This is a genomic window from Cedecea sp. B1(4) (assembly GCF_059414925.1).
In genome coordinates this window covers 90,863-115,417 of record NZ_JCAHMZ010000003.1, presented here as the reverse complement: position 1 = coordinate 115,417, position 24,555 = coordinate 90,863, and the positions used below count along the sequence as shown (strand labels likewise).

26 protein-coding genes and 1 tRNA gene are annotated in these 24,555 nt (G+C 54.3%); 5 read left to right on the top strand and 22 right to left on the bottom strand.

Annotated features, from left to right (window positions below; translation table 11 throughout):
• Window positions 1-35: 35 nt before the first annotated feature.
• Window positions 36-629 carry an OapA family protein gene (locus tag ACR6JA_RS08055; RefSeq protein ID WP_213714698.1) on the top strand — a complete coding sequence of 198 codons (594 nt, stop codon included), beginning with the start codon at window positions 36-38 and terminating at the stop codon, window positions 627-629.
• A gap of 69 nt (window positions 630-698) precedes the next feature.
• Here the strand turns inward: ACR6JA_RS08055 and rplI are convergent, their stop codons facing one another.
• From rplI to rpsF, 4 genes are read right to left on the bottom strand one after another with little or no spacing between them, the layout of a single operon-like run.
• Window positions 699-1,148, bottom strand: coding sequence for a 50S ribosomal protein L9 (gene rplI / locus ACR6JA_RS08050; protein ID WP_008460412.1), 450 nt, complete (start codon window positions 1,146-1,148; stop codon window positions 699-701).
• A 41-nt stretch (window positions 1,149-1,189) separates the two neighbouring features.
• Window positions 1,190-1,417, bottom strand: a complete 228-nt coding sequence (gene rpsR, locus ACR6JA_RS08045; protein ID WP_000135199.1) for a 30S ribosomal protein S18 — start codon at window positions 1,415-1,417, stop codon at window positions 1,190-1,192.
• Window positions 1,418-1,421: 4 nt separating this feature from the next.
• Window positions 1,422-1,736 (bottom strand): primosomal replication protein N, encoded by a 315-nt coding sequence (gene priB, locus ACR6JA_RS08040; protein ID WP_008460409.1) that lies wholly within the window; start codon window positions 1,734-1,736, stop codon window positions 1,422-1,424.
• An 8-nt stretch (window positions 1,737-1,744) separates the two neighbouring features.
• Window positions 1,745-2,140: a 30S ribosomal protein S6 gene (rpsF, locus tag ACR6JA_RS08035; RefSeq protein WP_008460407.1), complete on the bottom strand. Its 396-nt coding sequence runs from the start codon at window positions 2,138-2,140 to the stop codon at window positions 1,745-1,747.
• Window positions 2,141-2,487: 347 nt separating this feature from the next.
• Between rpsF and yjfY the strand changes: the two genes are divergently transcribed.
• Window positions 2,488-2,763 carry a DUF1471 family protein YjfY gene (yjfY, locus tag ACR6JA_RS08030; RefSeq protein WP_008460405.1) on the top strand — a complete coding sequence of 92 codons (276 nt, stop codon included), beginning with the start codon at window positions 2,488-2,490 and terminating at the stop codon, window positions 2,761-2,763.
• A gap of 87 nt (window positions 2,764-2,850) precedes the next feature.
• Here yjfY and yjfP read toward each other — a convergent pair whose 3' ends face one another.
• Complete coding sequence (yjfP, locus tag ACR6JA_RS08025; RefSeq protein WP_494493850.1) at window positions 2,851-3,579, bottom strand: esterase; 729 nt, start codon at window positions 3,577-3,579, stop codon at window positions 2,851-2,853.
• 166 nt (window positions 3,580-3,745) lie between these two features.
• On the opposite strand from yjfP, the gene bsmA reads away from it, so the two are divergent.
• Both bsmA and yjfN read left to right on the top strand, forming a co-directional pair.
• Window positions 3,746-4,075, top strand: a complete 330-nt coding sequence (gene bsmA / locus ACR6JA_RS08020) for a biofilm peroxide resistance protein BsmA (protein WP_213714704.1) — start codon at window positions 3,746-3,748, stop codon at window positions 4,073-4,075.
• Window positions 4,076-4,232: 157 nt separating this feature from the next.
• A complete protein-coding gene (gene yjfN / locus ACR6JA_RS08015) occupies window positions 4,233-4,508 on the top strand; it encodes a DUF1471 family protease activator YjfN (protein ID WP_213714706.1) in 276 nt (91 codons plus the stop codon).
• Window positions 4,509-4,523: 15 nt separating this feature from the next.
• Here the strand turns inward: yjfN and ACR6JA_RS08010 are convergent, their stop codons facing one another.
• The 15 genes from ACR6JA_RS08010 to nnr form a co-directional block, all read right to left on the bottom strand.
• Window positions 4,524-6,158, bottom strand: coding sequence for an isovaleryl-CoA dehydrogenase (locus ACR6JA_RS08010; RefSeq protein WP_494493849.1), 1,635 nt, complete (start codon window positions 6,156-6,158; stop codon window positions 4,524-4,526).
• Window positions 6,159-6,266: 108 nt separating this feature from the next.
• Window positions 6,267-6,998 (bottom strand): 23S rRNA (guanosine(2251)-2'-O)-methyltransferase RlmB, encoded by a 732-nt coding sequence (gene rlmB / locus ACR6JA_RS08005; RefSeq protein WP_213714710.1) that lies wholly within the window; start codon window positions 6,996-6,998, stop codon window positions 6,267-6,269.
• Window positions 6,999-7,177: 179 nt separating this feature from the next.
• A complete protein-coding gene (gene rnr, locus ACR6JA_RS08000; RefSeq protein ID WP_494493848.1) occupies window positions 7,178-9,625 on the bottom strand; it encodes a ribonuclease R in 2,448 nt (815 codons plus the stop codon).
• Window positions 9,626-9,663: 38 nt separating this feature from the next.
• Complete coding sequence (gene nsrR, locus ACR6JA_RS07995) at window positions 9,664-10,089, bottom strand: nitric oxide-sensing transcriptional repressor NsrR (protein ID WP_008460383.1); 426 nt, start codon at window positions 10,087-10,089, stop codon at window positions 9,664-9,666.
• 177 nt (window positions 10,090-10,266) lie between these two features.
• Window positions 10,267-11,565, bottom strand: a complete 1,299-nt coding sequence (locus ACR6JA_RS07990; protein ID WP_008453598.1) for an adenylosuccinate synthase — start codon at window positions 11,563-11,565, stop codon at window positions 10,267-10,269.
• Window positions 11,566-11,667: 102 nt separating this feature from the next.
• Complete coding sequence (locus ACR6JA_RS07985) at window positions 11,668-11,865, bottom strand: DUF2065 domain-containing protein (RefSeq protein WP_008453600.1); 198 nt, start codon at window positions 11,863-11,865, stop codon at window positions 11,668-11,670.
• Between the two features lie 62 nt (window positions 11,866-11,927).
• Window positions 11,928-12,932 (bottom strand): protease modulator HflC, encoded by a 1,005-nt coding sequence (hflC, locus tag ACR6JA_RS07980; protein ID WP_494493847.1) that lies wholly within the window; start codon window positions 12,930-12,932, stop codon window positions 11,928-11,930.
• A 2-nt stretch (window positions 12,933-12,934) separates the two neighbouring features.
• Window positions 12,935-14,194, bottom strand: a complete 1,260-nt coding sequence (gene hflK / locus ACR6JA_RS07975; protein WP_166877258.1) for an FtsH protease activity modulator HflK — start codon at window positions 14,192-14,194, stop codon at window positions 12,935-12,937.
• A gap of 210 nt (window positions 14,195-14,404) precedes the next feature.
• Window positions 14,405-15,685 carry a ribosome rescue GTPase HflX gene (gene hflX, locus ACR6JA_RS07970; protein ID WP_008453606.1) on the bottom strand — a complete coding sequence of 427 codons (1,281 nt, stop codon included), beginning with the start codon at window positions 15,683-15,685 and terminating at the stop codon, window positions 14,405-14,407.
• Window positions 15,686-15,760: 75 nt separating this feature from the next.
• Window positions 15,761-16,072, bottom strand: a complete 312-nt coding sequence (hfq, locus tag ACR6JA_RS07965) for an RNA chaperone Hfq (RefSeq protein ID WP_008453608.1) — start codon at window positions 16,070-16,072, stop codon at window positions 15,761-15,763.
• A 101-nt stretch (window positions 16,073-16,173) separates the two neighbouring features.
• A complete protein-coding gene (miaA, locus tag ACR6JA_RS07960; RefSeq protein ID WP_213714715.1) occupies window positions 16,174-17,118 on the bottom strand; it encodes a tRNA (adenosine(37)-N6)-dimethylallyltransferase MiaA in 945 nt (314 codons plus the stop codon).
• A complete protein-coding gene (mutL, locus tag ACR6JA_RS07955; RefSeq protein ID WP_494493846.1) occupies window positions 17,111-18,988 on the bottom strand; it encodes a DNA mismatch repair endonuclease MutL in 1,878 nt (625 codons plus the stop codon). Before mutL ends, miaA begins: the two co-directional genes overlap by 8 nt.
• Before the next feature lie 9 nt (window positions 18,989-18,997).
• Window positions 18,998-20,329, bottom strand: coding sequence for an N-acetylmuramoyl-L-alanine amidase AmiB (gene amiB / locus ACR6JA_RS07950; RefSeq protein WP_494493845.1), 1,332 nt, complete (start codon window positions 20,327-20,329; stop codon window positions 18,998-19,000).
• A 13-nt stretch (window positions 20,330-20,342) separates the two neighbouring features.
• Window positions 20,343-20,804 (bottom strand): tRNA (adenosine(37)-N6)-threonylcarbamoyltransferase complex ATPase subunit type 1 TsaE, encoded by a 462-nt coding sequence (tsaE, locus tag ACR6JA_RS07945; protein ID WP_008453617.1) that lies wholly within the window; start codon window positions 20,802-20,804, stop codon window positions 20,343-20,345.
• A gap of 4 nt (window positions 20,805-20,808) precedes the next feature.
• Window positions 20,809-22,320, bottom strand: a complete 1,512-nt coding sequence (gene nnr, locus ACR6JA_RS07940) for a bifunctional ADP-dependent NAD(P)H-hydrate dehydratase/NAD(P)H-hydrate epimerase (protein WP_213714721.1) — start codon at window positions 22,318-22,320, stop codon at window positions 20,809-20,811.
• Between nnr and queG the strand changes: the two genes are divergently transcribed.
• Entirely contained in the window at window positions 22,319-23,458 is a 1,140-nt protein-coding gene (gene queG, locus ACR6JA_RS07935; protein ID WP_166993296.1) for a tRNA epoxyqueuosine(34) reductase QueG, read from the top strand. The genes nnr and queG overlap by 2 nt on opposite strands.
• A 272-nt stretch (window positions 23,459-23,730) precedes the next feature.
• Here queG and ACR6JA_RS07930 read toward each other — a convergent pair.
• Both ACR6JA_RS07930 and orn read right to left on the bottom strand, forming a co-directional pair.
• Window positions 23,731-23,806: transfer RNA gene (locus tag ACR6JA_RS07930), tRNA-Gly, on the bottom strand.
• 185 nt (window positions 23,807-23,991) lie between these two features.
• Window positions 23,992-24,537, bottom strand: a complete 546-nt coding sequence (gene orn / locus ACR6JA_RS07925; RefSeq protein WP_008453623.1) for an oligoribonuclease — start codon at window positions 24,535-24,537, stop codon at window positions 23,992-23,994.
• Window positions 24,538-24,555: the final 18 nt, after the last annotated feature.

Below are 24,555 nucleotides of genomic sequence, written 5' to 3'. Positions count from 1 at the left end.
CGAGTCTATACTGGAAAGTATTCTTTTGAGGAGGGTTGCCCATGCAATTCGCTGTTAAACCATGGCTTACGCGGATTTGGCATGCACCTGAGCATATCCGCTTGTTGGATCCGTTACCTCCCCTGCATCGCCGAGGCATTATCCTTGGCTTCGCGTGCGTCATTCTCGGTTTTCTCCTGCCAGGGGCAGATAACGATAGTCGCCCGGTCTCACGCGATGCACAGCTCTCCGTACAATCCCAGTCACCGATGCAGGCTGAACTGACGCCTTCAACCAATAGCAATGTTCCTGCGACGCCGGTTGAGCCTCCACGCGTGGAGGAGCAAACCCAGGCTCCCGTTCCCCATGACAACAATGATATTGAGCAGCAGTGGCGCTCCTATCGCGTAGCGGCCGGCCAGACAATGGCCCAGCTGTTCCGCGATCATAATTTACCGCCAGCGGATGTTTACGCAATGGCGCAGGTAGAAGGTGACAGCAAGCCGCTGAGCAACCTACAGACCGGGCAAATGGTGCAGATCAGGCAGAATGCCAACGGTGTGGTGACGGGCTTAACCATCGATATCGGCAACGATCAGCAGGTACTGTTTACCCGCCAGCCGAACGGCGGCTTTATTCGCGCGCAGTAAACGCGTTCAGCCTCAGAAAAGCAAAACGCCAGCACGAGGCTGGCGTTTTTACGAGCAGTGAATAAAAACTTATTCAGCTACAACGTTTACAGTCAGTTTAGCGAATACTTCGCTGTGAACCTGGAAGTCCACTTCGTGCTCACCGGTGGTGCGCAGAACGCCGTTCGGCAGGCGAACTTCGCTCTTAGCAACAGCAACGCCAGCTGCAGTTACAGCGTCAGCGATGTCGCGAGTACCGATGGAACCGAACAGTTTACCTTCGTCGCCAGCTTTGGACGCGATGGTTACGGTTTCCAGTGCGTTGATTTTCTCAGCGCGAGCTGCAGCAGCAGCCAGAACGTCAGCCAGTTTAGCTTCCAGTTCTGCACGGCGTGCTTCGAAGAACTCAACGTTTTTCTTGGTAGCAGGAACAGCTTTACCCTGTGGTACCAGGAAGTTACGAGCATAGCCCGCTTTAACGTTAACCTGATCACCCAGGCTACCCAGGTTTGCTACTTTATCAAGCAGAATAACTTGCATTACCTTATCCTCTCAAAGTCGTATTAATGGACCGTGACCGATTACTGATGACGATCAGTGTACGGCAGCAGAGACAGGTAGCGAGCGCGTTTGATAGCGCGAGCCAGCTGACGCTGGTATTTTGCACGGGTACCGGTGATACGGCTTGGGACAATCTTACCGCTTTCGGTGATGTAGTTTTTCAGCGTAGCGATATCTTTATAGTCGATCTCTTGAACGCCTTCCGCGGTGAAACGGCAGAACTTGCGACGACGGAAATAACGTGCCATATGGCTAGTCTCCAGAATCTATCAATTCAATCTGCTCGGCATGCAAGACCACTTTGTTCAGGCCATTTTTCATCTGATGACAAGTAATGAACCCATGAACCGTGATTTGCGTACCGACCGTTATACTGTGAGTAATGGCTTGGTTCGCGTGCCCGCTAACAATCACTGGCATTCGGCACCATGCCTGCCGGTTAAGACCGGCTTCCTCTTGCACAGAACGATGCTCAAGCACGAACTGGCAGTGAGGAATTCCTGAGGGGCTGACCTTGCGAAGGGGCGTCTTGCACACTGTGCCAGACAACGCCAGGCGGTTGGCCATCATCAGAATTACTCTTCAGAATCCCCAGCATCTGCATCATCAGCGGTTTCGTTAGCGAAATCATCGCGACGCTCACGGCGCTCGTCTTTCGCTTTAACCATTGGAGATGCTTCGGTAACCGCGTGCTTAACGCGCATAACCATGCTGCGGATAACGGCGTCGTTGAAGCGGAAGTTAGTTTCCAGCTCATCGATCGCTTCCTGCGGAGCTTCAACGTTCAGCAGAACGTAGTGAGCTTTGTGCAGTTTGTTGATCGGGTAAGCCAGCTGACGGCGGCCCCAGTCTTCCAGACGGTGGATCGTACCTGCTGCTGCAGTGATTGCACCAGTGTAACGTTCGATCATGCCCGGAACCTGTTCGCTCTGGTCAGGATGGACCATAAAAACGATTTCGTAATGACGCATCGAATTGCTCCTTACGGATTATTCAGCCTCCTGTCAGGGTCAGCCGCGGCCCATGGAAGCAAGGAACGTGTTTGAATTGCGGCTGAAAAATTGACGCGTAATCATACTTACCCAGGTCGCTAAACTCAAGGCCGCAGGCAAATAAATTCTCTTTATGACAGGGGGAATGGCTAAGCCTGTGAATTTCAAAACAAAGCAGCAGATCGTCAAAATATTTTGAAAGAGACCATCAGAAATGGTCACTTTTTATTCAGCCATCAGGAATTACACTTATCGATAACAGGCCGCCACAGCCATTAACAGGAGCGACGACCACGGATTTCAGGTTTGTTGTAGTGGAGCGCATCATGAAAAATATCGTTATTGCCCTTGCCGCTGTACTGCTCTTTAGCGCAAATGCGGCCGCAGCTATAAAAATCGACGCACGCCAGGCCAGAAATATGGACGACGTTCAGAGCCTGGGCGTTATTTACATCAACCATAACTTCGCTACCGTTTCTGAAGCGGAATCGGCCATTCAACAGGATGCTGACCAGCACAACGCGAAGTTTTATCACACGATAATCATGAGAGAACCGGGCAGCAACGGCAATATGCACGTCAGCGCTGACATCTACCGGTAGTTTGAGAGTACGCGTAAACACCAGAGAAGACACCACGACTTAAAAATCCATGTTTGACTTGCCCCCGCTTGCGGGGGCTTTTTTCGCTTAGAGATGCCGGGCAAAAAACTGGCTTGTGGCGTCTAGCGCTTCGGGCGTAATGCGATGTTTGACGCCCGCTTCCCATACGCAAGTCAGGTTTTTATCCAGCTTATTCGCCCCCAGCGCCTGCTGCAACCTGAACGTTTCGACGGCGGGCACAACATCATCTTCTTCACCGTGCCAGAGCAGTAGCGGCCTGTTGCTTAGCGCTTCAAGCTGCTCGCCAACATCGTAATCCTTCAGGCTGACGATAATCTTGTCACGTACCTCCACCGAAGGTGGAAACAGCGTCTGAGCAAGCGTCGTAAAATAGCCAGACCCCATCAGGCAGGCAACGCAGCGGACTTCAGGCTGCCGCGCCATAATCCCCAGCGCCGTCATGCCCCCCATAGAAGCCCCTCCCACGGCAAGTCTGCCCTCAGCAACACCGCCGGAGTTGATTAATGCCTGATAGAGAGCCGGGAATTCATCAATACTGTTTTTTAAAATCGGCCAGAACTTCTGCAGGCGAGCGTGAGCGTCACCGCTGTATCGAGCGCCATGATCGAGCGCATCAGGCATGACAACACGAAATCCCTGCTGCGCCAGCGCCACAGCGAAATAGCTATAGACCAGCTTTGAAGAGGTAAACCCGTGATAGAAAATAACCGTCGGCAGCGGGGATTGCTTCATTCCGGCAGGTACCGCATGCAACACTTCAATATTGGCGAATCGCTCATTATAAATTTCGATCATCTTCTCTTCTCCTCCGGCGAAATATCAGGGAAAGTAACGCAGATTAGGGATTATTGTAACGATGAGATCTAGCTATCGATTTTCATTCGAAAGTCAGCCAAAAGCGCGCCTGAGATAACAAATCGGGAACATTCCCCCTTTGCACGGTCAAACCCGGAACTACACTATGATCGTTAAGAAACGAGAAACCATCATGCCACGGCTATTCGTACTATTTTTGGCAGCCTTACTCAGCGCCTGCAGCGTGCTTCAGGGTACACCGCAGCCGGCACCGTCGCCGACGAATTATCCGCAGGAAGTACAGCGCACTCAGACTGCGGAATTAACAAAAATAGGCACCGTGACCGCCGTGGTACGTGGCTCTCCGATGGACTCAGAAGCCATTATTAAGAAGAAAGCCGCAGCAGCAAAAGCTGATTATTATCTCATCATTATGAATGATGAGACGGTTATCCCAGGCCAGTGGTATTCACAGGCTATTTTGTATCGAAAATAGTCCAGGCCGATAGCCGTTATTTATTGATATTTACACAGCTTTTCGCCGCTTGATCGTTTCTTATGCACAATGGACCTCGCCCTCAGGAAGCGGGGTCAGCTTTGAGTAAGCGAAGGATTGCCCTGTCACTTCGGGGTAAAATGATAAGGAACTGACAATGAAACGATCTCTTGCCTTAACGACACTGCTGTTATCTGTTGGCCTCATTCCGACTCTGGCGCAGTCCGCCGAGTTTGCCAGCGCGGACTGCGTAACGGGCCTCAATGAAATCGGATTAATTTCGGTCAATGACATTGCCGGCAGCCCTCAGGACGTCGAACGTATGATCGCGCTGAAAGCTGACGAGCAAGGCGCTTCCTGGTACCGCATTATTCAGATGCAAGAAAATTCTCTGGCCGATAGCTGGCGAGCGAAGGCCATTCTCTACGCGTAAAGGCCCGCGATTTTATTAAGCCACGCCTCCCGTTGCCCGCAGCAGCACGTCATTGATGACCTGCTCGGGCAAAAGCGATTCTCCCCGTTCATCCAGCACCATACGGCACCAGGCTTCCGCTGCCGGGGGTGAAAGTGATTTAAGTAATTGTGCCCCACAGGCGAGATTAGCCAGTTGCTGCGTAATTTCTCTGCCTCTCTCCTCCTGAGGCTTACGCAAACGCTGCTGTAACTGCCGCCAGCTGCGATCGAAATGCCGGTTTTGCCCTTTAACCTCATCAAATTCGCTGCACAGCATCTCCATTGCCGCAGGCTGTTTGGCGAACACGCGCAGCACATCAAGGCTCATAATATTGCCAGATCCTTCCCAGATGCTGTTTACAGGCATTTCACGATATAACCGAGGCAACTCGCTTTCTTCGCAGTAGCCCACGCCACCCAGAACCTCCATCGTTTCGGCCACAAAAGGGATCCCTGCTTTACAGATGCTGAATTTCGCGGCCGGGGTAAACAAACGGCTGTAGGCCAGCTGTAGAGCATTGTCCGGCGACTCCCACGCTCGCGCCAGACGGAAAAGAAAAGCCGTCTGGCCTTCAAGCCGCAGCGCCATTTTTCCCAGTAGCTGACGCATCATCGGCTGTTCGATAAGCGTTTTGCCAAAGGCCTGCCGCTGAAGGGCGTGGCACAAGGCCACGGAGAGTGCTCGCCGCATCAGACCGTGACTCCCCAGCGCACAGTCGAAGCGGGTAAATCCGCCCATCTTCAAAATATGACGAATGCCTTCGCCTTCCTCACCAATAAGCCAGGCCGTGGCATCACAGAACTCGACTTCACTGCTGGCGTTTGAACGGTTGCCCAGCTTGTCCTTGAGCCGTTCAAGACGAACGGCATTGCGCTGGCCGTCCGGCAGAATACGCGGTAAGAAGAAGCACGACAGTCCGTCCTTAGCCTGAGCAAGCACCAAATGCGCATCGCTTTGCGGCACGGAGAAAAACCATTTGTGCCCCACCAGCCGGTAAGCCTCACCGGCCCCTCGGCCAGCCAGCGGTTCCGCGCGAGTCGTGTTACTCAGCACGTCAGATCCACCCTGCTTTTCAGTCATTCCCATACCGATCAGCAAACCACGTTTTTGTTCACCCGACAGCAAATGTGCGTCATAGCGATCGCTCAGCAAGGGCTTGCGCCAGCCTTCAAATACTTTGGGTAAGTGCTGTAGCAACAGTGGCGTTGCTCCAAACGTCATCGTAATCGGGCAAAGCGTGCCCGCTTCAACCTGAGCATGCTGGATAAACCGAGCCGCACGGGCAACAAAAGCGCCCTGACGAGCATCTTCTTGCCAGGCCAGGTTGTGAACCCGATTAGCAAACAGGCCTTGCATCAGCAAATGCCAGGCGGGGTGAAAACGAACATCGTCCAGGCGCTCTCCGCTGGCGTCAAACCGCAGCAGCTCCGGCGGATTGATGTTTGCCAGGCGGCCGAGCTCCAGAGATTCTGCAGATCCCAGCTGTTGGCCGATGCTGGCCAGCAGTTCAACATCCCAGCCAGCCCCTTCACGAACGACAGCTTCTCGCAACGGGATGTCTGAAAGAAAAAGATTGCTGTTGCTGAGGGGTTTGGGTTGATTAAAAACGGTGTGAGTTTGCCAGCGCATGCTGTTCCCTCCATCTGTGGCAATGCCAGTAAGTATGGACGGAGATGCGGGTTCTGCGCGGAGGGGGATCACAAACGGGGTGTTTCCACCCCATTCAGATGATGTGGCTTAACCGCGCTGACGCACGATTTCGAACAGGCAAACGCCGGTGGCAACGGACACGTTCAGAGAAGAAACGGTCCCGGCCATTGGAATGCTGACCAACTCATCGCAGTGCTCGCGGGTCAGACGACGCATGCCTTCACCTTCTGCGCCCATAACCAGCGCCATCGGGCCAGTGAATTTGCTCTGGAACAGAGTATGGTCCGCTTCACCGGCGGTGCCGACGATCCAGACGTTCTCTTCCTGCAGCAGACGCATGGTGCGGGCCAGGTTGGTGACGCGGATCAGCGGCACACTCTCCGCTGCGCCACAGGCAACTTTTTTTGCCGTCGCATTCAGCTGCGCGGAACGATCCTTCGGGACGATAACGGCATGCACACCGGCCGCGTCTGCGCTACGCAGGCAGGCACCAAGGTTATGCGGATCTGTTACACCGTCCAGGATCAGCAGGAACGGACGTTCGTGTTCGGCGATCAGGTCAGGCAAATCGTTTTCCTGATACTGGCGGCCCGGCTTCACTCGGGCGATGATACCCTGGTGTACCGCGCCTTCGGCTTTCTCGTCGAGCCACTGGCGATTTGCCACCTGCACCGGGATCCCTTGTGCTTCAATAGCGTGGATCAGCGGCAGCAAGCGCTTGTCTTCGCGACCTTTCAGGATAAAGACTTCCTGAAAACGCTGCGGAGCACGTTCAAGCAGGGCCTGGACGGCGTGAATGCCGTAAATAATTTCACTCATCGATATCACTCATTGCGGACGAGGGTTCGCCCGTGTTGGTTTGTTCATAATCGGGATTTTTCCCCTCACCCCGGCCCTCTCCCCAAAGGGGCGAGGGGGAAAACGATAAAAGCATACATTATCGTTCTGTTTGCCCCCTCTCCCTCTCCGGGAGGGAATACGCCAGAGTGAGGGTAATATCAGCTCGCCTGCTTCTTCGCGGCGCGCTTCGCCTTCGTTGCTGCGGCTATTTTACGGGTTTTGTCAGACGGCGCTTTGGCTTTCTTCGGTTTCTTTCCAGCCTTCTCTTTCTTTGCTTTCGCTCCGTCTTTCTCTTTACGGAAAGCATTGTCCGGCTCGAAGTTTACGCGCTTGCCTGCCTGACGGCGTTTAGACGGTGCACCACCATTTCCGCCTCGCTTCGCTTTGTCTTTTGCCGTTTTGCCTGCACCGCGCGGCGCACGTGAGCTTGAGATAAGCGCGAAGTCGATCTTGCGCTCGTCCATGTGCACAGCTTCCACCCGAACCTCAACGCGGTCGCCCAGACGATAAGTCTGCCCGCCGGACTCGCCAATCAGGCGCTGACCAATCTGGTCAAAGCGATAGTAGTCGTTGTCCAGCGTCGAGACGTGAACCAGGCCGTCGATAAACAAATCGTCCAGACGCACGAAGAAACCAAAGCCTGTTACGCTGGCGATAATGCCGTTGAATACCTGGCCGACCTGATCCTGCATAAAGTCGCACTTCAGCCAGTCCGCTACGTCGCGAGTCGCTTCGTCAGCGCGGCGTTCGGTCATCGAGCAGTGCTGACCCAACTGCAGCATCTCTTCCATGCTGTAGTGCCAGCCGCCGGATTCGGTGCTGTTCCCGGTATGCCCCTGCTCTTTTGCCAGTAAGTATTTAATGGCGCGGTGCAGGGACAAGTCCGGGTAGCGACGAATTGGCGAAGTAAAGTGCGCGTAGGACTGCAGCGCCAGGCCAAAGTGCCCACGGTTTTCCGGATCGTAAATCGCCTGTTTCATCGAGCGCAGCAGCATGGTTTGCAGCATTTCGTGGTCAGGGCGATCGGCGATAGATTCCAGCAGATCGGCGTAATCACGCGGTTCTGGTTTTTGCCCGCCTGGCAACTCAAGGCCCAGCTCAGCCAGCACTGAACGGAACGCGGTGATCGCATCGTTGCTTGGGCGATCGTGATCGCGGAACAGCGCTGGCTCGTTATTCTTCTCGACAAAACGCGCCGCCGAGATGTTAGCGAGGATCATGCACTCTTCGATTAGTTTGTGTGCATCGTTACGCACGGTCTGCTCGACGCGCTCAATGCGGCGCTCGGCGTTGAAGATAAACTTCGCTTCTTCGCTTTCAAACGAGATCCCGCCGCGTTGAGCACGAGAAACTTCCAGCACCTTGTAGAGGTTATGCAGCTCTTCGATGTGCTTAACCAGCGGCGCATATTGTTCGCGCAGTTCCTGATCGCCCTGCAGCATATGCCAGACCTTGGTGTAGGTCAGGCGCGCATGGGAGCTCATCACCGCTTCATAGAATTTATAGCCCGTCAGGCGCCCTGCCGCGGAGATAGTCATCTCGCAGACCATACACAGGCGGTCAACCTGCGGGTTCAGGGAACACAGGCCGTTTGAAAGCACTTCCGGCAGCATCGGTACTACCTGCGACGGGAAGTAAACTGACGTCCCGCGATTGCGGGCTTCGTTATCCAGCGCCGTAGGAGGACGAACGTAGTAACTTACGTCGGCAATCGCAACCCACAAGCGCCAGCCACCGCCGCGTTTTTTCTCGCAGAATACGGCATCGTCAAAGTCACGCGCGTCTTCGCCGTCGATGGTCACCAGCGGCAGATCGCGCAGATCAACACGGCCGATTTTGGCTTCTTCCGGCACTTCTTCTTTCAGTTTTGCAACCTGGGCTTCAACTTCTTTCGGCCAGACGTGCGGAATTTCATGGGTACGCAGCGCCATATCAACGGCCATGCCGGTATCCATGTTGTCGCCAAGCACTTCAACAATCTTACCGATCGCTTTGGTACGACGGGTCGGACGCTGGGTCAGCTCGACCACCACCACAAAGCCCATGCGGGCGCCCATCAGCGCTTCCGGTGGGATCAGAATATCGAAGCTCAGGCGGCTGTCGTCCGGCACCACGAAACCTACGCCAGCGTCGGTAAAGTAGCGGCCAACAATCAGCCCGGTTCTTGGCTCCAGCACGCGCACAACACGCGCTTCGCGGCGGCCTTTACGGTCCGCGCCAAGCGGCTGCGCCAGCACCAGATCGCCGTGCATGCACATTTTCATCTGCTCGGATGAAAGATAGAGATCGTCTTTACTCCCTTCAACGCGCAGGAAACCAAATCCGTCGCGGTGGCCGATCACTTTACCTTTCAGCAGATCCAGGCGTTCCGGCAGCGCGTAACACTGGCGGCGGGTGAAGACCAGTTGGCCATCACGCTCCATCGCACGAAGACGACGGCGCAGAGCTTCAAGCTGTTCTTCGCCGGAGATTTTTAGTTCTTCCGCCAGCTCTTCGCGGCTGGCCGGTTTTTCACGTTTTGAGAGATGGTCGAGAATAAACTCCCGGCTTGGGATCGGGTTTTCGTATTTTTCGGCTTCTCGTTCCTGGAAAGGATCTTTTGACATTTCGGGTCCTCCGTTGTCATCCGCAGATGGAATCGTGATTATTCCACCAGCAGTAATTTGTAGAGCGGTTGGTTTTGGTCCACCAGGTCGGCCAGCGTGTGCTTGTCCAGTTCCTGTAGGAAACTCTGCACCGCCTCAGCCAAAGCCTGTTTGAGTCGGCAGGCGGGGGTGATATGACAAAACTCACTGCTACAGTTCACCAATGAGAGCGGCTCCAGCTCGCGCACCACGTCGCCAATGCGGATCGTTTCCGCAGGCTTACCAAGACGAATGCCGCCATTTTTTCCTCGCACGGCCATGACATAGCCCGCGCGGCTGAGTTGATTGATGATTTTCACCATGTGATTACGGGACACGCCGTACACCTCTGTCACTTCAGAGATATTGGTCATTCTCCCTTCGGGAAGAGAAGCCATATAAATCAAAGCACGTAAACCGTAATCAGTAAAACTCGTTAACTGCACATCAACCTCATGGGTGGGAGGGGAAACGCTTTGCGCAAGGCAAATTGCACCTTAAAGCAGGTACATATTGATGATAAACCAGCCATATGGTTGCCAGCTAATTTATTTGATTGGAATGATGAATAAAGCGGCGGGAAGAAAGCGATACGGGGTGTGAAACCACACCCCGTGACATCATTATGCGTCGAACGGATCGCGCAGAATCATGGTTTCAGTACGGTCCGGGCCGGTTGAAATAATATCAATCGGTACGCCGGTGACTTCTTCAATGCGTTTGATGTAGTTCAGCGCTGCCTGCGGCAGACCGCTGCGCTCTTTCACGCCGAAAGTGGTTTCAGACCAGCCAGGCATCACTTCATAAATCGGTTCGATGCCTTCCCAGTCATCCGCAGCCATTGGCGTGGTGGTCACTTCACGACCATCAGGCATACGATAGCCTACGCAGATTTTCACTTCTTTCAGGCCGTCCAGGACGTCAAGCTTGGTTAGGCAGAAGCCGGACAAGGAGTTGATCTGCACGGCACGACGCACGGCAACCGCATCCAGCCAGCCGGTACGACGGCGACGACCGGTAGTAGCCCCGAATTCGTTACCCTGTTTGCACAGGAATTCGCCGATGTCATCGAACAGCTCGGTTGGGAACGGACCAGCACCCACGCGAGTGGAGTAAGCTTTGATAATACCCAGAACGTAATCCACATAGCGCGGACCGATGCCGGAGCCGGTCGCAACGCCACCTGCGGTGGTGTTAGAGGAGGTTACGTACGGATAAGTACCGTGGTCGATGTCCAGCAGCGTACCCTGAGCACCTTCGAACATGATGAAGTCGCCGCGTTGACGCGCCTGATCCAGCAGGTCAGAGACATCCACAACCATGCTGGTCAGAATGTCGGCAACCGCCATCGCATCGTCCAGCACTTTCTGGTAGTCAACGGCTTCAACTTTGTAGAAGTTCACCAGCTGGAAGTTATGGTATTCCATCACTTCTTTCAGCTTGTCTGCAAAGGTGGCTTTGTCGAACAGGTCGCCAACGCGCAGGCCACGACGGGCCACTTTGTCTTCGTATGCAGGGCCGATGCCACGACCAGTGGTGCCGATAGCTTTCGCGCCGCGAGCTTTTTCACGCGCAACGTCCAGCGCAACGTGGTAGTCAAGGATCAGCGGGCAAGCTTCTGACAGCAGCAGACGCTCACGTACTGGAATACCGCGGTCTTCCAGACCTTTCATCTCTTTCATCAGCGCAGCTGGAGACAGCACAACGCCGTTACCGATGATGCTGGTGACGTTTTCGCGAAGAATGCCTGATGGAATAAGATGAAGAACGGTTTTTTCACCGTTGATTACGAGAGTGTGACCTGCGTTGTGACCGCCCTGGTAGCGCACAACATATTTAGCCCGTTCAGTCAGAAGATCGACGATCTTTCCTTTACCTTCGTCACCCCATTGGGTGCCCAGTACGACGACGTTGTTACCCATTTTTCAAAATCACCGTTTGCTTAAAAATGGATTCTACCATCGGTTTCTCAGATGAACAGCCCTTTTAGTATACAAAATCAGTTTCTGCCGGATAAATTTCACTCAGCTACTGGCGCGACTCAACATGTAGTAGATAACGATGCCAGCAACCACAAGACCTCCGCCAAAACGGCGCAACAACGTGTCCGGCAATTGTGCCATAGCCAGAATCATTCGCCGCCAGATGCGCGGATAAAGCATCGGTCCCAGGCCTTCGAGTACCAAAACCAGCGCAAGCGCCAGCCAGATTGTTGAATTCATAATCATCCTTTGCGGGCATAAAAAAAGAGCCGGTAAACCGGCTCTTTCTCATTACTCAGCGATTAGCGTGAGCTATTGGCTGGCGTTTTCATGTAACGGAAGAAGTCGCTGTCCGGGCTCAGTACCATGATGTCCTGATTAGACTGGAAGCTGGCTTCATAAGCACGCAGGCTACGGATAAAGGCGTAGAAGTCTGGATCCTGGCTAAACGCATCAGCAAACAGCTTCGCGGCTTCAGCATCACCTTCACCACGAGAGATACGCCCTTCACGCTCGGCTTCTGCCAGCGTACGGGTAACTTCGTAGTCTGCGGTTGCACGCAGCTTCTCAGCTTCTTCCTGACCCTGTGAACGGTGACGACGGGCAACTGCTTCACGCTCTGCACGCATACGGTTGTAAATCGCCTCGGACACTTCAGCAGGCAGGTTAATCTGCTTAATACGGACGTCCACAACTTCAATACCCAACGCCGCCATACTGTTCGGGTTAACCACCGGCACTTTACCGTTGGTCTCTTCAGTAATACGCGCCGCTGCGGAAGCAATGGCATCGTCAGCTGCAGGCGTAGCCACTTCATCATCCGTGCCGGCAGAACCAGAGTTCAGAGCATCACGAACGTCCAGCGTCAGGCGACCGCGGGAATCGGTCACGATGTCTTTCACATCCAGACGACCAATTTCAGAACGCAGACGGTCACTGAACTTACGTTTCAGCAGCACTTCTGCCTGAGAAACATCACCACCGCCAGTAGCAAGGTAGTAACGGCTGAAGTCGCTGATACGCCACTTGATGTAGGAGTCAACGATCAGGTCTTTTTTCTCTTTGGTCACAAAGCGATCGGCCTGGTTGTCCATCGTCTGGATACGCGCATCCAGGGTTTTCACGGTTTCAATGAACGGGATCTTGAAGTGCAGACCTGGCTCATACACGACCGGCTTGTTTTCGTCATCACGCAGGACTTTGCCGAAGCGTAATGTAATGCCGCGCTCGCCCTCATGCACCACGAACAACGAGGTGTAGATCACGACCATCACGATGATAATTACTGCCACAAAAGACTTACGCATCGTTATTCACTCCCTACGCGCTGGGTATCGTTGCGCAGTGCGTTGGCACGGCGCTGATCCATGATATCGCCACTCGAGGAGGACGAAGAGGTACTGGCACTGCTGCTTGAGCTGGACGCTGGCGGCAGACGCAGCAAATTGTTCGCTGCGCTGTTATCGCTCTTCGCGGCCGGCTGCTGAGCGCCGCCCTTCAACATCTGATCCAACGGCAGCACCATCAGGTTGCCACCTTTATCGTTAACCAGCACTTTACGGGTGTGGCTAAGGACTTTTTCCATGGTTTCGATATACAGACGCTCGCGGGTAATCTGCGGTGCGGCTTTATATTCAGGCAGCATCTTAGCGAAGCGAGCCACTTCACCCTGCGCTTCCAGAACGGTTTGTGCTTTATATGCACGCGCTTCTTCCAGAATACGCTGAGCCTGGCCGTTTGCACGCGGCTGTACTTCGTTGCTGTAAGCTTCTGCCTCACGAATGTACTGCTGTTCGTTCTCACGAGCGGCAATCGCATCATCAAAGGCGGCCTTAACTTCTTCTGGCGGACGTGCCGTCTGGAAGTTTACGTCCAGCAGCGTGATACCCATGTTGTAAGGCTTGATGGTTTCTTCAAGCTCACGCTGGGTATCGCTACGAATTACGGTACGACCCTCGGTGAGGATCTTATCCATGGTGTATTTACCGATAACGCCACGCAGCGCGCTGTCGGTGGCCTGACGCAGGCTGTCATCCGCACTGGTCACGCTGAACAGATAACGCTGTGGATCGGTCACGCGGTACTGCACGTTCATCTCAACGCGCACGACGTTTTCGTCAGAAGTCAGCATCACGCCGGACGCCGCAAGTTCACGTACCGACTCAACGTTCACGGCCTGAACGCTGTCGATAAACGTCGGTTTCCAGTTCAGACCCGGCTCAACGAGATGGCTGAATTTACCAAAGCGGGTCACAACACCGCGTTCGGCTTCTTTAATGGTATAGAACCCGGTTGCGGCCCAGATAATAACCGCTGCTGCAGCCACAATACCGATAACGCGACCGCCAATAGGATTGCCCGGCCCCTGCGATGCATTACCACCGCCGCTGCCACCGCTTTTCCCGCCGCCAAGGCCGCCGAGTTTTTTACTCAGCTTGCGGAAGATATCATCCAGATCAGGTGGCCCTTGATCGCGCCCTCCTTTGTTACCCCCAGAGTCGCCGCCAGGCTTGCTGCTTCCCCACGGGTCGCGGTCCTGTCCGTTATTACCGGGCTGATTCCACGCCATGTTTATGCTCCATATTTGTTGTGCGGTGATATCCCCCGAGGGGGAAATAGTCTTCAGGACATTTATACCTGTCATACTTCAAACCGCAGGCGCGTTGGCTGCGCCCGCTCACCCCAGTCACATTGTTAGGCTATGCTCTTGGGGACTCTCGGCCTTGTCGCCTGCCTGCAACTCGAATTATTTAGGGTATATGAACCAGTCTGATGACATCTAAACGATGTAATCCGCGAGTGCCGGTTCTTGTTTACAGAGGCGACGCCAGTCCACGATAGGCATACGAACTTCTAACCCCACGCATCCGTCTTCCTCTGTCCACTCTTTTTCTATTGCCTGAAGCTGATAAAAACGGCTCCGCAAACGCCCTGCCTGAGGGGGTAAACGCAGCGTATGCTGCGCAATTTCACCAGACAAACGCTCCGTCAGAGCCTGGAAAAGCAGTGGGACACCGGCACCGGTCTGTGCGGAAAGCCAGACGCGGATCGGCACATTCTCGTCGTTCCTGTCGATACGCGGCTCAAACTCATCCAGCGCATCGATTTTATTCATGACCAACAGCGTAGGGATTTCATTCGCCTCAATCTCTTCCAGTACGGTATCGACTGCTGCAATGTTTTCCTGCATCCGGAAGTCGGCCGCGTCAATCACGTGTAACAACAGCGTGGCCTGACGTGTCTCCTGCAAAGTGGCCTTAAACGCCGCTACCAGATCGTGAGGCAGGTGGCGAATAAAACCGACAGTATCTGCCAGCACGGTTTCGCCCACATCGGCGACGTCAATACGACGCAGTGTAGGATCGAGTGTGGCAAATAGCTGATCCGCGGCATAAACATCGGCCGCGGTAATTCTATTAAATAGCGTGGATTTACCGGCGTTGGTGTAACCCACCAATGAAATCGTCGGCACATCGGCTTTATTACGTGAACGGCGTCCCTGCTCGCGCTGTTTTTCTACGCGCTCTAACCGCGAAAGGATCAGCATAATACGATTGCGCAGCAGACGACGATCCGTCTCGAGCTGGGTTTCCCCTGGACCGCGTAAACCGATCCCGCCTTTCTGGCGCTCAAGGTGAGTCCAGCCGCGTACCAGGCGCGTAGCCAAATGGCGAAGCTGGGCCAGCTCAACCTGCAATTTACCCTCATGGGTACGTGCACGTTGGGCAAAAATATCTAAAATTAACCCGGTGCGGTCGATAACACGACACTGGCACAGGGCTTCCAGGTTGCGTTCCTGGGCGGGCGATAACGCATGATCAAACAGCACAACCGACGCCCCAGTGGCCTTAACGGCCTCGGCAATCTCAACGGCTTTGCCTTCACCAACAAAATACTTTGGGTGTGGGGACTTGCGGCTACCGGTTACCACCTGCAGCGCTTCGACACCAGCTGAAGAGACCAGGGATTCAAACTCCGCCAGGTCTTCCATGTCTTTGTCTTGCGAAAAATAGATGTGAACCAGTACCGCCTGCTCACCGGCATCATAACGGTCAAACAAACGTATAACCTCTCAAAAAGACCAGCGGGGAACGCAGTTGAACTGGTCCCCCGACCGGGAAAACAGCAAGCAACCTTATTCGGTTTCTTCGCTGTCTTGTTGCGGCGCAGAACCAGCCTGCGCGCTGCCGCCGTGATGGTAGCCGCCAGAACCGCCGGTGCCGGTGTTATTGCTATGATGAGAAACCGGACGAGACGGAACAACGGTAGAAATCGCGTGCTTATAGACCATCTGGCTGACCGTGTTTTTCAACAGGATCACGAACTGATCGAAAGACTCAATTTGACCTTGCAGCTTAATACCATTCACCAAATAAATAGAAACTGGAACACGTTCACGACGCAGTGCGTTCAAGAACGGATCTTGTAAAGATTGCCCCTTAGCCATTCTATCTTTTCCTTATATGTTTGTTGTTTGTCACTCAAGAGCGATTAGCTCTGAAAAACTGCGTAAAAATTTGCGCACGCTGACGATTCAATTGTACACATTCACCCATGCTTCGCACTAACAACCTGTAGCACTTCGCTGTATGCCTGCTCAGGTTTTTCACTGTCTAACCAATGAACACCTTCCCAACCACGCAGCCAGGTCATCTGGCGCTTAGCCAATTGACGCGTCGCGCAAATACCTCGATAAACCATTTCATCGTATGACGTTTCACCGGCCAAATAAGACCACATCTGGCGGTAACCCACACAACGGATGGAAGGCATCTCCGTATGCAAATCTCCGCGAGCAAAAAGCGCCCGCACTTCTGCTTCAAAACCTGAAGCTAACATCTGATGAAAACGCTGCTCAATTCGCTGATGGAGCAGTTCACGGCTCGCCGGGGCGATGGCGAACTGATGCACCTGATACGGCAGAGCTTCTCCTGACGTTTGCGTCAGTTCCGTTAAAGTTTTACCCGAAATGAAAAAAACTTCCAGTGCCCGGGAAAGCCTTTGCGGATCATTTGGATGAATCCGGGCAGCGGCAACCGGATCGATTTCCTCCAGTTGACGATGCAGCGCATTCCATCCTTGCTCTGCCGCCTGTTGCTCTATTCTTGCCCTGACTTCCGGGTCCGCCGACGGGAGTGGCGAAAGCCCTTCCAGCAGCGCTTTAAAATAGAGCATAGTGCCGCCGACCAGCAGCGGAATACGCCCGGCGGCGGTAATTTCAGCCATCTCGGCCAGCGCATCGCGGCGAAAATCTGCCGCAGAGTACGCCTGAGCCGGGTCAAGCAGGTCCAGTAACCGGTGAGGCGCCTGGGCTTGCTCTTGTTCCGTTGGCTTAGCGGTACCGACATCCATTCCACGATAGATGAGGGCCGAATCTACGCTTATCAACTCTACCGGCAAAGTTTTACGCAAATTAATAGCAAGTGCCGTCTTACCTGAGGCCGTTGGCCCCATTAAAAAAATCGCCTGTGGCCTTTTTTTCTCTTCAGTCATCTTTCAGGGCGTTCATCGCCGATTGTAAATCAACAGGTTGCAGTAAACCGCTGGGGGGTGATTTCACCAACTGCGGGCAAAGACGTTCAACGTCTGCCAGCAGGGTAATCGCCTGAGCCTGACTCCACTGTTCGTGATCGCTGGCCAAATGACGAGCAATCCACAAAGCCAGCTGGCCCGCCGAAACGTCCGCCTGTTGCGCCAGGTATCCTGGCAGTTCGTGAATCAAGATTTGTAAATTTTGTTTCCGTAAAGGTAAAGGTACCGTGCGAATTGTTATCTGCCGGGCATCGGTATCAAACTCAATGCCCATTTCTTTCAAAAGCGCCTGATATTTAACCAATACGTCATGTTCTTCGCGACTGACTTTCAGCCGGAGCGGAATCAGCAGCGGCTGAGCACGCAGACCCTCACTCCCCGGCGCCAGTTGAGCCTGTTTTAGCCACCGTTCGGCCACCACCAGCGAAAGCAGCGAAAGTTTGCCCTGTCGCTCCAGCAAAGCTTTATCCGGCGGTAAAACCGTTAACACCCGGCCAAAACTTTGCGAGTGGCCCTCTAACGCAGCTGGCTCTTCAGCGCGAACGGCAGGTTTTGGCTCGACGTCAGGCGTCTCAAGCAACTGATGGTAAAGGGCACCCTGCTGCTTTTGATAGCCAGGCGCCGCGTGTGGCCAAAGGGGCGTACCACCGACCCCGGCTGGACGGCCACCGCTGCCAGATGTAGACGAAATCTGCCTTGGCGCAGTCTCACGGGGCTCACGCGCGACGGCTGGCGTGGCAAACTGATTGCGCCCGGCGGCAACACGGTTCTCCGGCTGCCAGCGCTCAACGGGCGTTTCCGCCGTTTCTTCCAGCGCCAGGGCGTTCTCACCCTGCTGCTGAAGTACGCTGATCACGCCCTGATAAATAAAGTCATGTACCAGCCGTGACTGATGGAAACGCACCTCATGCTTCGCAGGGTGAACGTTAACGTCCACCTGATGCGGGTCGATCTCCAGATACAGCACAAAGGCTGGCTGCTGATCCACGCCCAGTTTGTCTTCACAGGCCTGGCGAATCGCATGGTTAATTAAGCGGTCGCGCATCATGCGCCCGTTAACATAACAATATTGGATCTCCGCCAGGGCCGAAGTGGTTGCAGAAGGCTCAGCAACCCAGCCATGTAGCGTCAGATCACCGTGCTGCCACTCAATGGCCAGCGCCTGTTCAAGAAACGGCGTACCGCAAATAGCCCCCAGGCGACGCTCGCGTGGCGCACCCTCCTGTACGGCACGGTACTGACGGATCATTTTGCCGTTGTGATTAAGCGTGATAGAAACGTCGAACCGCGCCAGCGCAATGCGGCGTACCACTTCATCAATATGATTAAATTCGGTTTTTTCGGTGCGCATGAACTTTCGGCGCGCAGGCGTGTTGTAAAACAGATCGAGCACTTCGAGCGTTGTTCCAACGGGGTGCGCGGCTGGTTTGACCGTCACAGCCTGGTCACGCCCTTCGGCATAGGCCTGCCAGGCTTCATTTTGTTCTGCGGTACGCGATGTCAGGGTCAGGCGGGAAACAGAGCTGATACTTGCCAGCGCTTCGCCGCGAAACCCGAGGCTGATAATGGCCTCCAGATCGTCAAGCGAAGCAATTTTACTGGTGGCGTGGCGAGCCAGTGCCAGCGCCAGCTCTTCCTGCTTGATACCGCAGCCGTTGTCCCGAATACGAATGAGCTTCGCGCCACCACGTTCAATGTCGATATCTATGCGCGTGGCCCCAGCATCCAGGCTGTTCTCAACCAGCTCCTTCACTACCGACGCAGGGCGCTCTACAACCTCGCCAGCGGCGATCTGGTTCGCAAGCTGCGGCGGCAGAACCTGAATCGGCATGTTATCTCCTTAGTTGGTCACCGCGACCTGCTGCGGCGAACCCAGTTGGCTACGGGCAGTTTGCTCATTCGATGGAGCAGACTGCAGTGGGTGCTCGCGGAAATAGTTACGCAGCCCCTCATAAATGGCCTGAGCTATTTGCTGCTGGTAAGAGTCGCTGCCAAGCAAGCGCTCTTCGGAACTGTTGCTGATGAAGCCCGTTTCAACCAACAGAGAAGGAATATCCGGTGAACGCAGCACGCCCAGACTCGCGTGTTCCGGGCGGCGCTTATGCAAAGAGCCTACGCGCTGCAGCTGAGCCAGCACTTTGGTCGCGACATCATACCCGACGCGCTGAGAATGACCGAACTGCAAATCCAGCACAGCCTGGCTCAGGTAGGGATCGGCCTGGCTATTTGCCAGCACATCTCCCGCGCCGCCCAGCAACTCAGATTGTTTCTCGTGCTGCTCCAGCCAGCCCGCCATTTCACTGTTTGCACGGCGGTTAGAAAGCACCCAGACGGATGCGCCCGTGGCATCGCGATTCGGCGCTGCATCCGCATGAATAGACACTAGCAGGTTTGCATTCTGCTTACGCGCTACGTCTGAACGCCCCATGACCGAGATAAAGTAATCTCCATCGCGAGTCAGTACGCCGCGGAACATCGGGTCATCATTCAGCAGGGCTTTCAGCTTCCGCGCGATAGAAATAGTGACGTTCTTTTCCTGCGTACCACCAGGGCCAATCGCACCGGGATCCTGACCTCCGTGACCGGCATCAATGGCGACCACAACGGTATCCAACGGGCCACTGTTTTTTGCATGAGCCGCCGGGCGAGTCACGGTATTAGAACCTATCGCGCCGGTGACCTGCTGAGGCTTAAAGGGATTACGGGCAGGATCTGGAGCCTGAACGGGGGCAACGGGTTCAACGCGCTTAGCCACAACCGGCGGCGGCGGTGGAGGTGGAGGTGCATCAGCGTTGATTGTAAAGATAACGGTATAGTTGGCACCGTTTTGCTGTTTCACCGCGCGGGTTTTACCAGGCTGGGTTAAATCGACGACCAGGCGCAAAGATTGATCGTCTTTTGGCTGCCCGGCACTAATGCTTTTCACCAGATTACTGCCGCTAAACTGCAAAGGCAGTCCGCGAATCACGCCGGTTTGTTTGATATCCAGCGCAACGCTTCGCTTATTATCCTGTGAAAAAGTGTATTCCGGGTCGCCCATAAAACTAAAAGTGATACGTGCCTGATTTTCACCGTTGGAAACCTGAATATCAGACAGCGCCGCCGCCCCCGCTTGTGCACAGCACAGCAGCAGGAATCCAGCCATCAACCAACCTTTCACGCGATAGATCATCCCGTCATCCTTGCTATTTGGCTAACCGCGCCAGTAACGCTTCACCAGATGAGGAAACGGCGGCAATGCGCGCTTCGCGACCTTGCGCCTCGTAGCTCAGGTGAATTTCGACATCCGGGTCCGGGAGCACACCTGTCCCCTGCTGCGGCCATTCCACCAGACAAATTGCGTCGTTGGTGAAGTAGTCACGGATCCCCATAAATTCAAGCTCTTCGGGGTCTGCCAGACGATACAAGTCAAAGTGATAAACCATCAGGTTATCAAGCTGATATGGCTCAACTAATGTATAGGTTGGGCTTTTAACGTTGCCCTTGTGCCCCAGCGCCTGTAAAAAACCACGGCTAAAGGTGGTTTTGCCCGCGCCGAGGTCGCCATAAAGGTAAATCACCGTCGCGCCCTCACAGGCCTGTGCCAGGCGTTCGCCCAACGCTAACGTTGCCGCTTCTTCAGGTAATGCAATAACTCGATTCATCATGGCTTCAGGTATTCAAATCCGGGTTAACAAATAGGTAAAGCGTTGAAAGCAGGTCGCTTGCCAGCATGCCGCGCATGCCTCGCTGGCGAGCTAAAACATCAGCCGCCGCGCCGTGGGCCACGCAGCCTGCACAGGCAGCATCATAAGGGGTAAGCTTCTGTGCCAGCAATGCGGCAATGATCCCCGACAGCACATCCCCCATTCCACCGCTTCCCATCCCGGCATTGCCAACGTCGATAACGCCCAGCCGATCGTGGCTGGCAACCAGCGTGCCGGCACCTTTTAAGACCACGGTTCCGCCATAACGTTTGACCAAACGCCTTACTGCAAGTAAGCGGTCACTCTCAATTTGTGACACAGCGCAATTTAGCAGCCGTGCCGCTTCGCCGGGATGAGGCGTAATCACGCGATTCTGACGTTTATCCGGATTGATTGCCAGAAGGTTAAGCGCGTCCGCATCCCAAAGCATCGGTTTACGGCTATTTTCGACTTTCTGCAGCGCTTTCTTGCCCCATTCCTGCTGCCCAAGCCCTGGCCCAATGGCCACCACATCCGCCCATTCCAGAGCCTCATCAAGCGATTGTGGCGTCAACTCATGAACCATTAACTCAGGGCAAGCGGTAAGCAGTGGCGCAACGTTTTCAGCACGAGTAAGTACCCGAACAAGACCCGCGCCTGCACGAAGCGAAGCTTCGCCGGCCATACGAATGGCTCCGGCAGTGCCGCTGTCGCCACCAATCAGTACCAGCCGCCCGTTATCCCCTTTATGCGAAGTCGGCCGCCTCGGTTTAATCCACCCGGCAAGCTGCTGAACATCAAACCGGGAAATGGGCGCGATCTGCCTTTCGAGCCAGGGTTCAAGCCCCAGAGCGGCATAGTGCAACCTGCCAACCACATCTCGCGCTTTCCCCGTGAGTAAACCTGGTTTCAGCGCGATAAAAGTCACCGTATCCGCCGCCTGAACTACCTTGCCGGGCACAGCGCCTGTTTCTGCCAGCAGGCCAGAAGGGATATCCAACGCGACAACCGGTGCAGGGTGAACGTTCATCTGCTCAATCAGCCGGGCAATGCCTTCACGCGGCGCGCTGCTTAAGCCAATGCCCAGCAAAGCATCAACAATCAAATCAACGTCTGCGGGCCAGATTTCATCGGGATCGTGCGGAACGCCGCCCGCATTAAGCCACGCTTCACGCGCCTGACCGGCTTCTTCGGGTAAGGGCTTATCGCTTTCCACCGCCAGCAACGTTGTCTGAAAACCCGCCGCCTGTGCCAGCCGGGCAACGACATACCCGTCCCCGCCGTTATTTCCGTGTCCACAAGCAATCAGCCAGTGGCGAGCTTCAGGATAACGCGTGCGGGCAATCTGAAATGCCGCTTCACCGGCACGCTGCATCAGTTCATAAAGCGTAATGCCCAGGCTATCGGCTGCGTCTTTTTCAGCATTACGCAGCCAGTCTGCCGGCCAGACCGAATGTGGTATACTTTTGACGTACTTTTTCAGGTTATGGTCCGTCATGTCACAGCCCCTCGATTACAATCAGTTAGCGCAAAGCATTAAACAATGGGGCAAAGATCTTGGCTTCCAGCAGGTCGGTATTACCGATACCGATCTCACCGCCAGCGAGCCGCAGCTGCAGGAATGGCTCGACAAGCAATATCACGGTGAAATGGACTGGATGGCCCGGCACGGCATGATGCGCGCGCGCCCACACGAGCTGGTGCCCGGTACGCTCAGGGTCATTAGCGTTCGCATGAATTACCTTCCAACCAACGCCGCCTTCGCCTCAACGCTGAAAAACCCGCAGCTTGGTTACGTCAGCCGCTACGCGCTGGGCCGTGATTACCATAAAGTCTTGCGTAACCGCTTAAAAAAGCTGGGGGAAATGATTCAGTCCCACTGCTCAACGCTGAATTTTAGACCTTTTGTTGACTCCGCGCCGCTTCTTGAGCGCCCGCTGGCCGAAAAAGCGGGGCTGGGCTGGACAGGTAAGCACTCACTAATTCTTAATCGCGAGTCGGGTTCGTTCTTCTTCCTCGGCGAATTGCTGGTCGATATTCCGCTGCCGATTGATTCCCCCGTTGAGGAAGGCTGCGGCCGCTGTGTAGCCTGCATGACCCTTTGCCCGACCAACGCCATCGTCGAGCCCTACACGGTGGACGCAAGGCGGTGTATTTCCTATCTGACCATAGAACTTGAAGGCGCAATCCCGGAAGAATTCCGGCCGCTTATCGGCAACCGCATCTATGGCTGCGATGACTGCCAGCTAATCTGCCCGTGGAACCGCTACTCGCAGCTTAGCGAAGAAGATGACTTCAGCCCTCGTAAGGCACTCCATTCTCCGCCGTTGATCGAGCTGTTTGCCTGGAGTGAGCAGCACTTCCTGCGCGTGACCGAAGGCTCAGCGATCCGTCGCATTGGCCACCTTCGCTGGCTGCGTAATATCGCCGTTGCGCTGGGCAACGCTCCCTGGGATGAGGCGAATTTGGCCGCGCTTGAACAGAGACAAGGTGAGCACCCACTTCTGGATGAACACATTGAATGGGCGATTGCGCAACAATTAGCCAGACGAAGCGAGCAGGCCGTTGAGGTTCAGTTACCGAAGAAACAGCGTCTGGTGAGGGTGATTGAGAAAGGGCTTCCGCGCGACGCGTGATATGTCCACAGCGTGTGCATAACATTCAAAAACACGTTGTCATTCAAGTGTCAAAATTTCTGCAAGTATTACATTAATATTTCGATACTAAATTAATACCTTAATTATCAATGCATTAAAATATTGGTGTAATAAATATTACATTTGTAGAAGGCACAAGGAAAGACAGAAGGCTGTGGATAAGTCTGTTCATAGTTGTATTGCAAGACAGCAAAATACCATCCGCGACGCTTGCTGGACGCTGTGGATAATTTATGCTTGAAAGGAAAATTTGGAGCGGGAAACGAGACTCGAACTCGCGACCCCGACCTTGGCAAGGTCGTGCTCTACCAACTGAGCTATTCCCGCTCTGTGTAACGCTGCAAATTCTGCATCGGTACGGGAGGCGCATTATACGAGAATTCGTTTTTGTCGCAAGCCCTCAAACGTTTTTTTTCGCGATTTTCGTCTGACTGCTGGTTAAATCGCCACGATGATTATTTTATCATCGGCTTTGGCTATTTTCCCCTCACCTTTCGGCAAGGGGACTGTTTTTAAAGCTTAATAAAATTCTCGCGATAGTAAGCCAGCTCCGCTACGGACTCGCGGATATCGTCCATCGCCTGGTGGGTCCCCTGTTTTTTAAAGCCGGGCAGAATTTCTGGCTTCCAGCGACGCGCCAGCTCTTTCAACGTGCTCACGTCGAGGTATCGATAATGGAAGTAGGCTTCCAGCTCAGGCATATACTTAAACAAGAAGCGACGATCCTGCCCGATGCTATTCCCGCAAATTGGAGATGTATTCGCCGGCACCCACTGCTTCAGAAACTCCAGCGTCGCCAACTCCGCAGCACGGTCGTCAAGCGAGCTTGCTTTCACGCGCTCAACCAGCCCGCTTGCGGTATGGGTGCGAACGTTCCAGTCATCCATTAACGCCAGCTGTGCATCAGACTGATGTACCGCGATGGTAGGCCCTTCTGCCAGAATGTTCAGGTTGGCATCAGTCACCAGGGTAGCAATCTCAATAATGCGATCCCGCTCGGGATCCAGACCGGTCATTTCTAAATCAATCCAAATCAGATTGTTTTCGTTTCCACTCATGTTATTTTCCACCCTTCT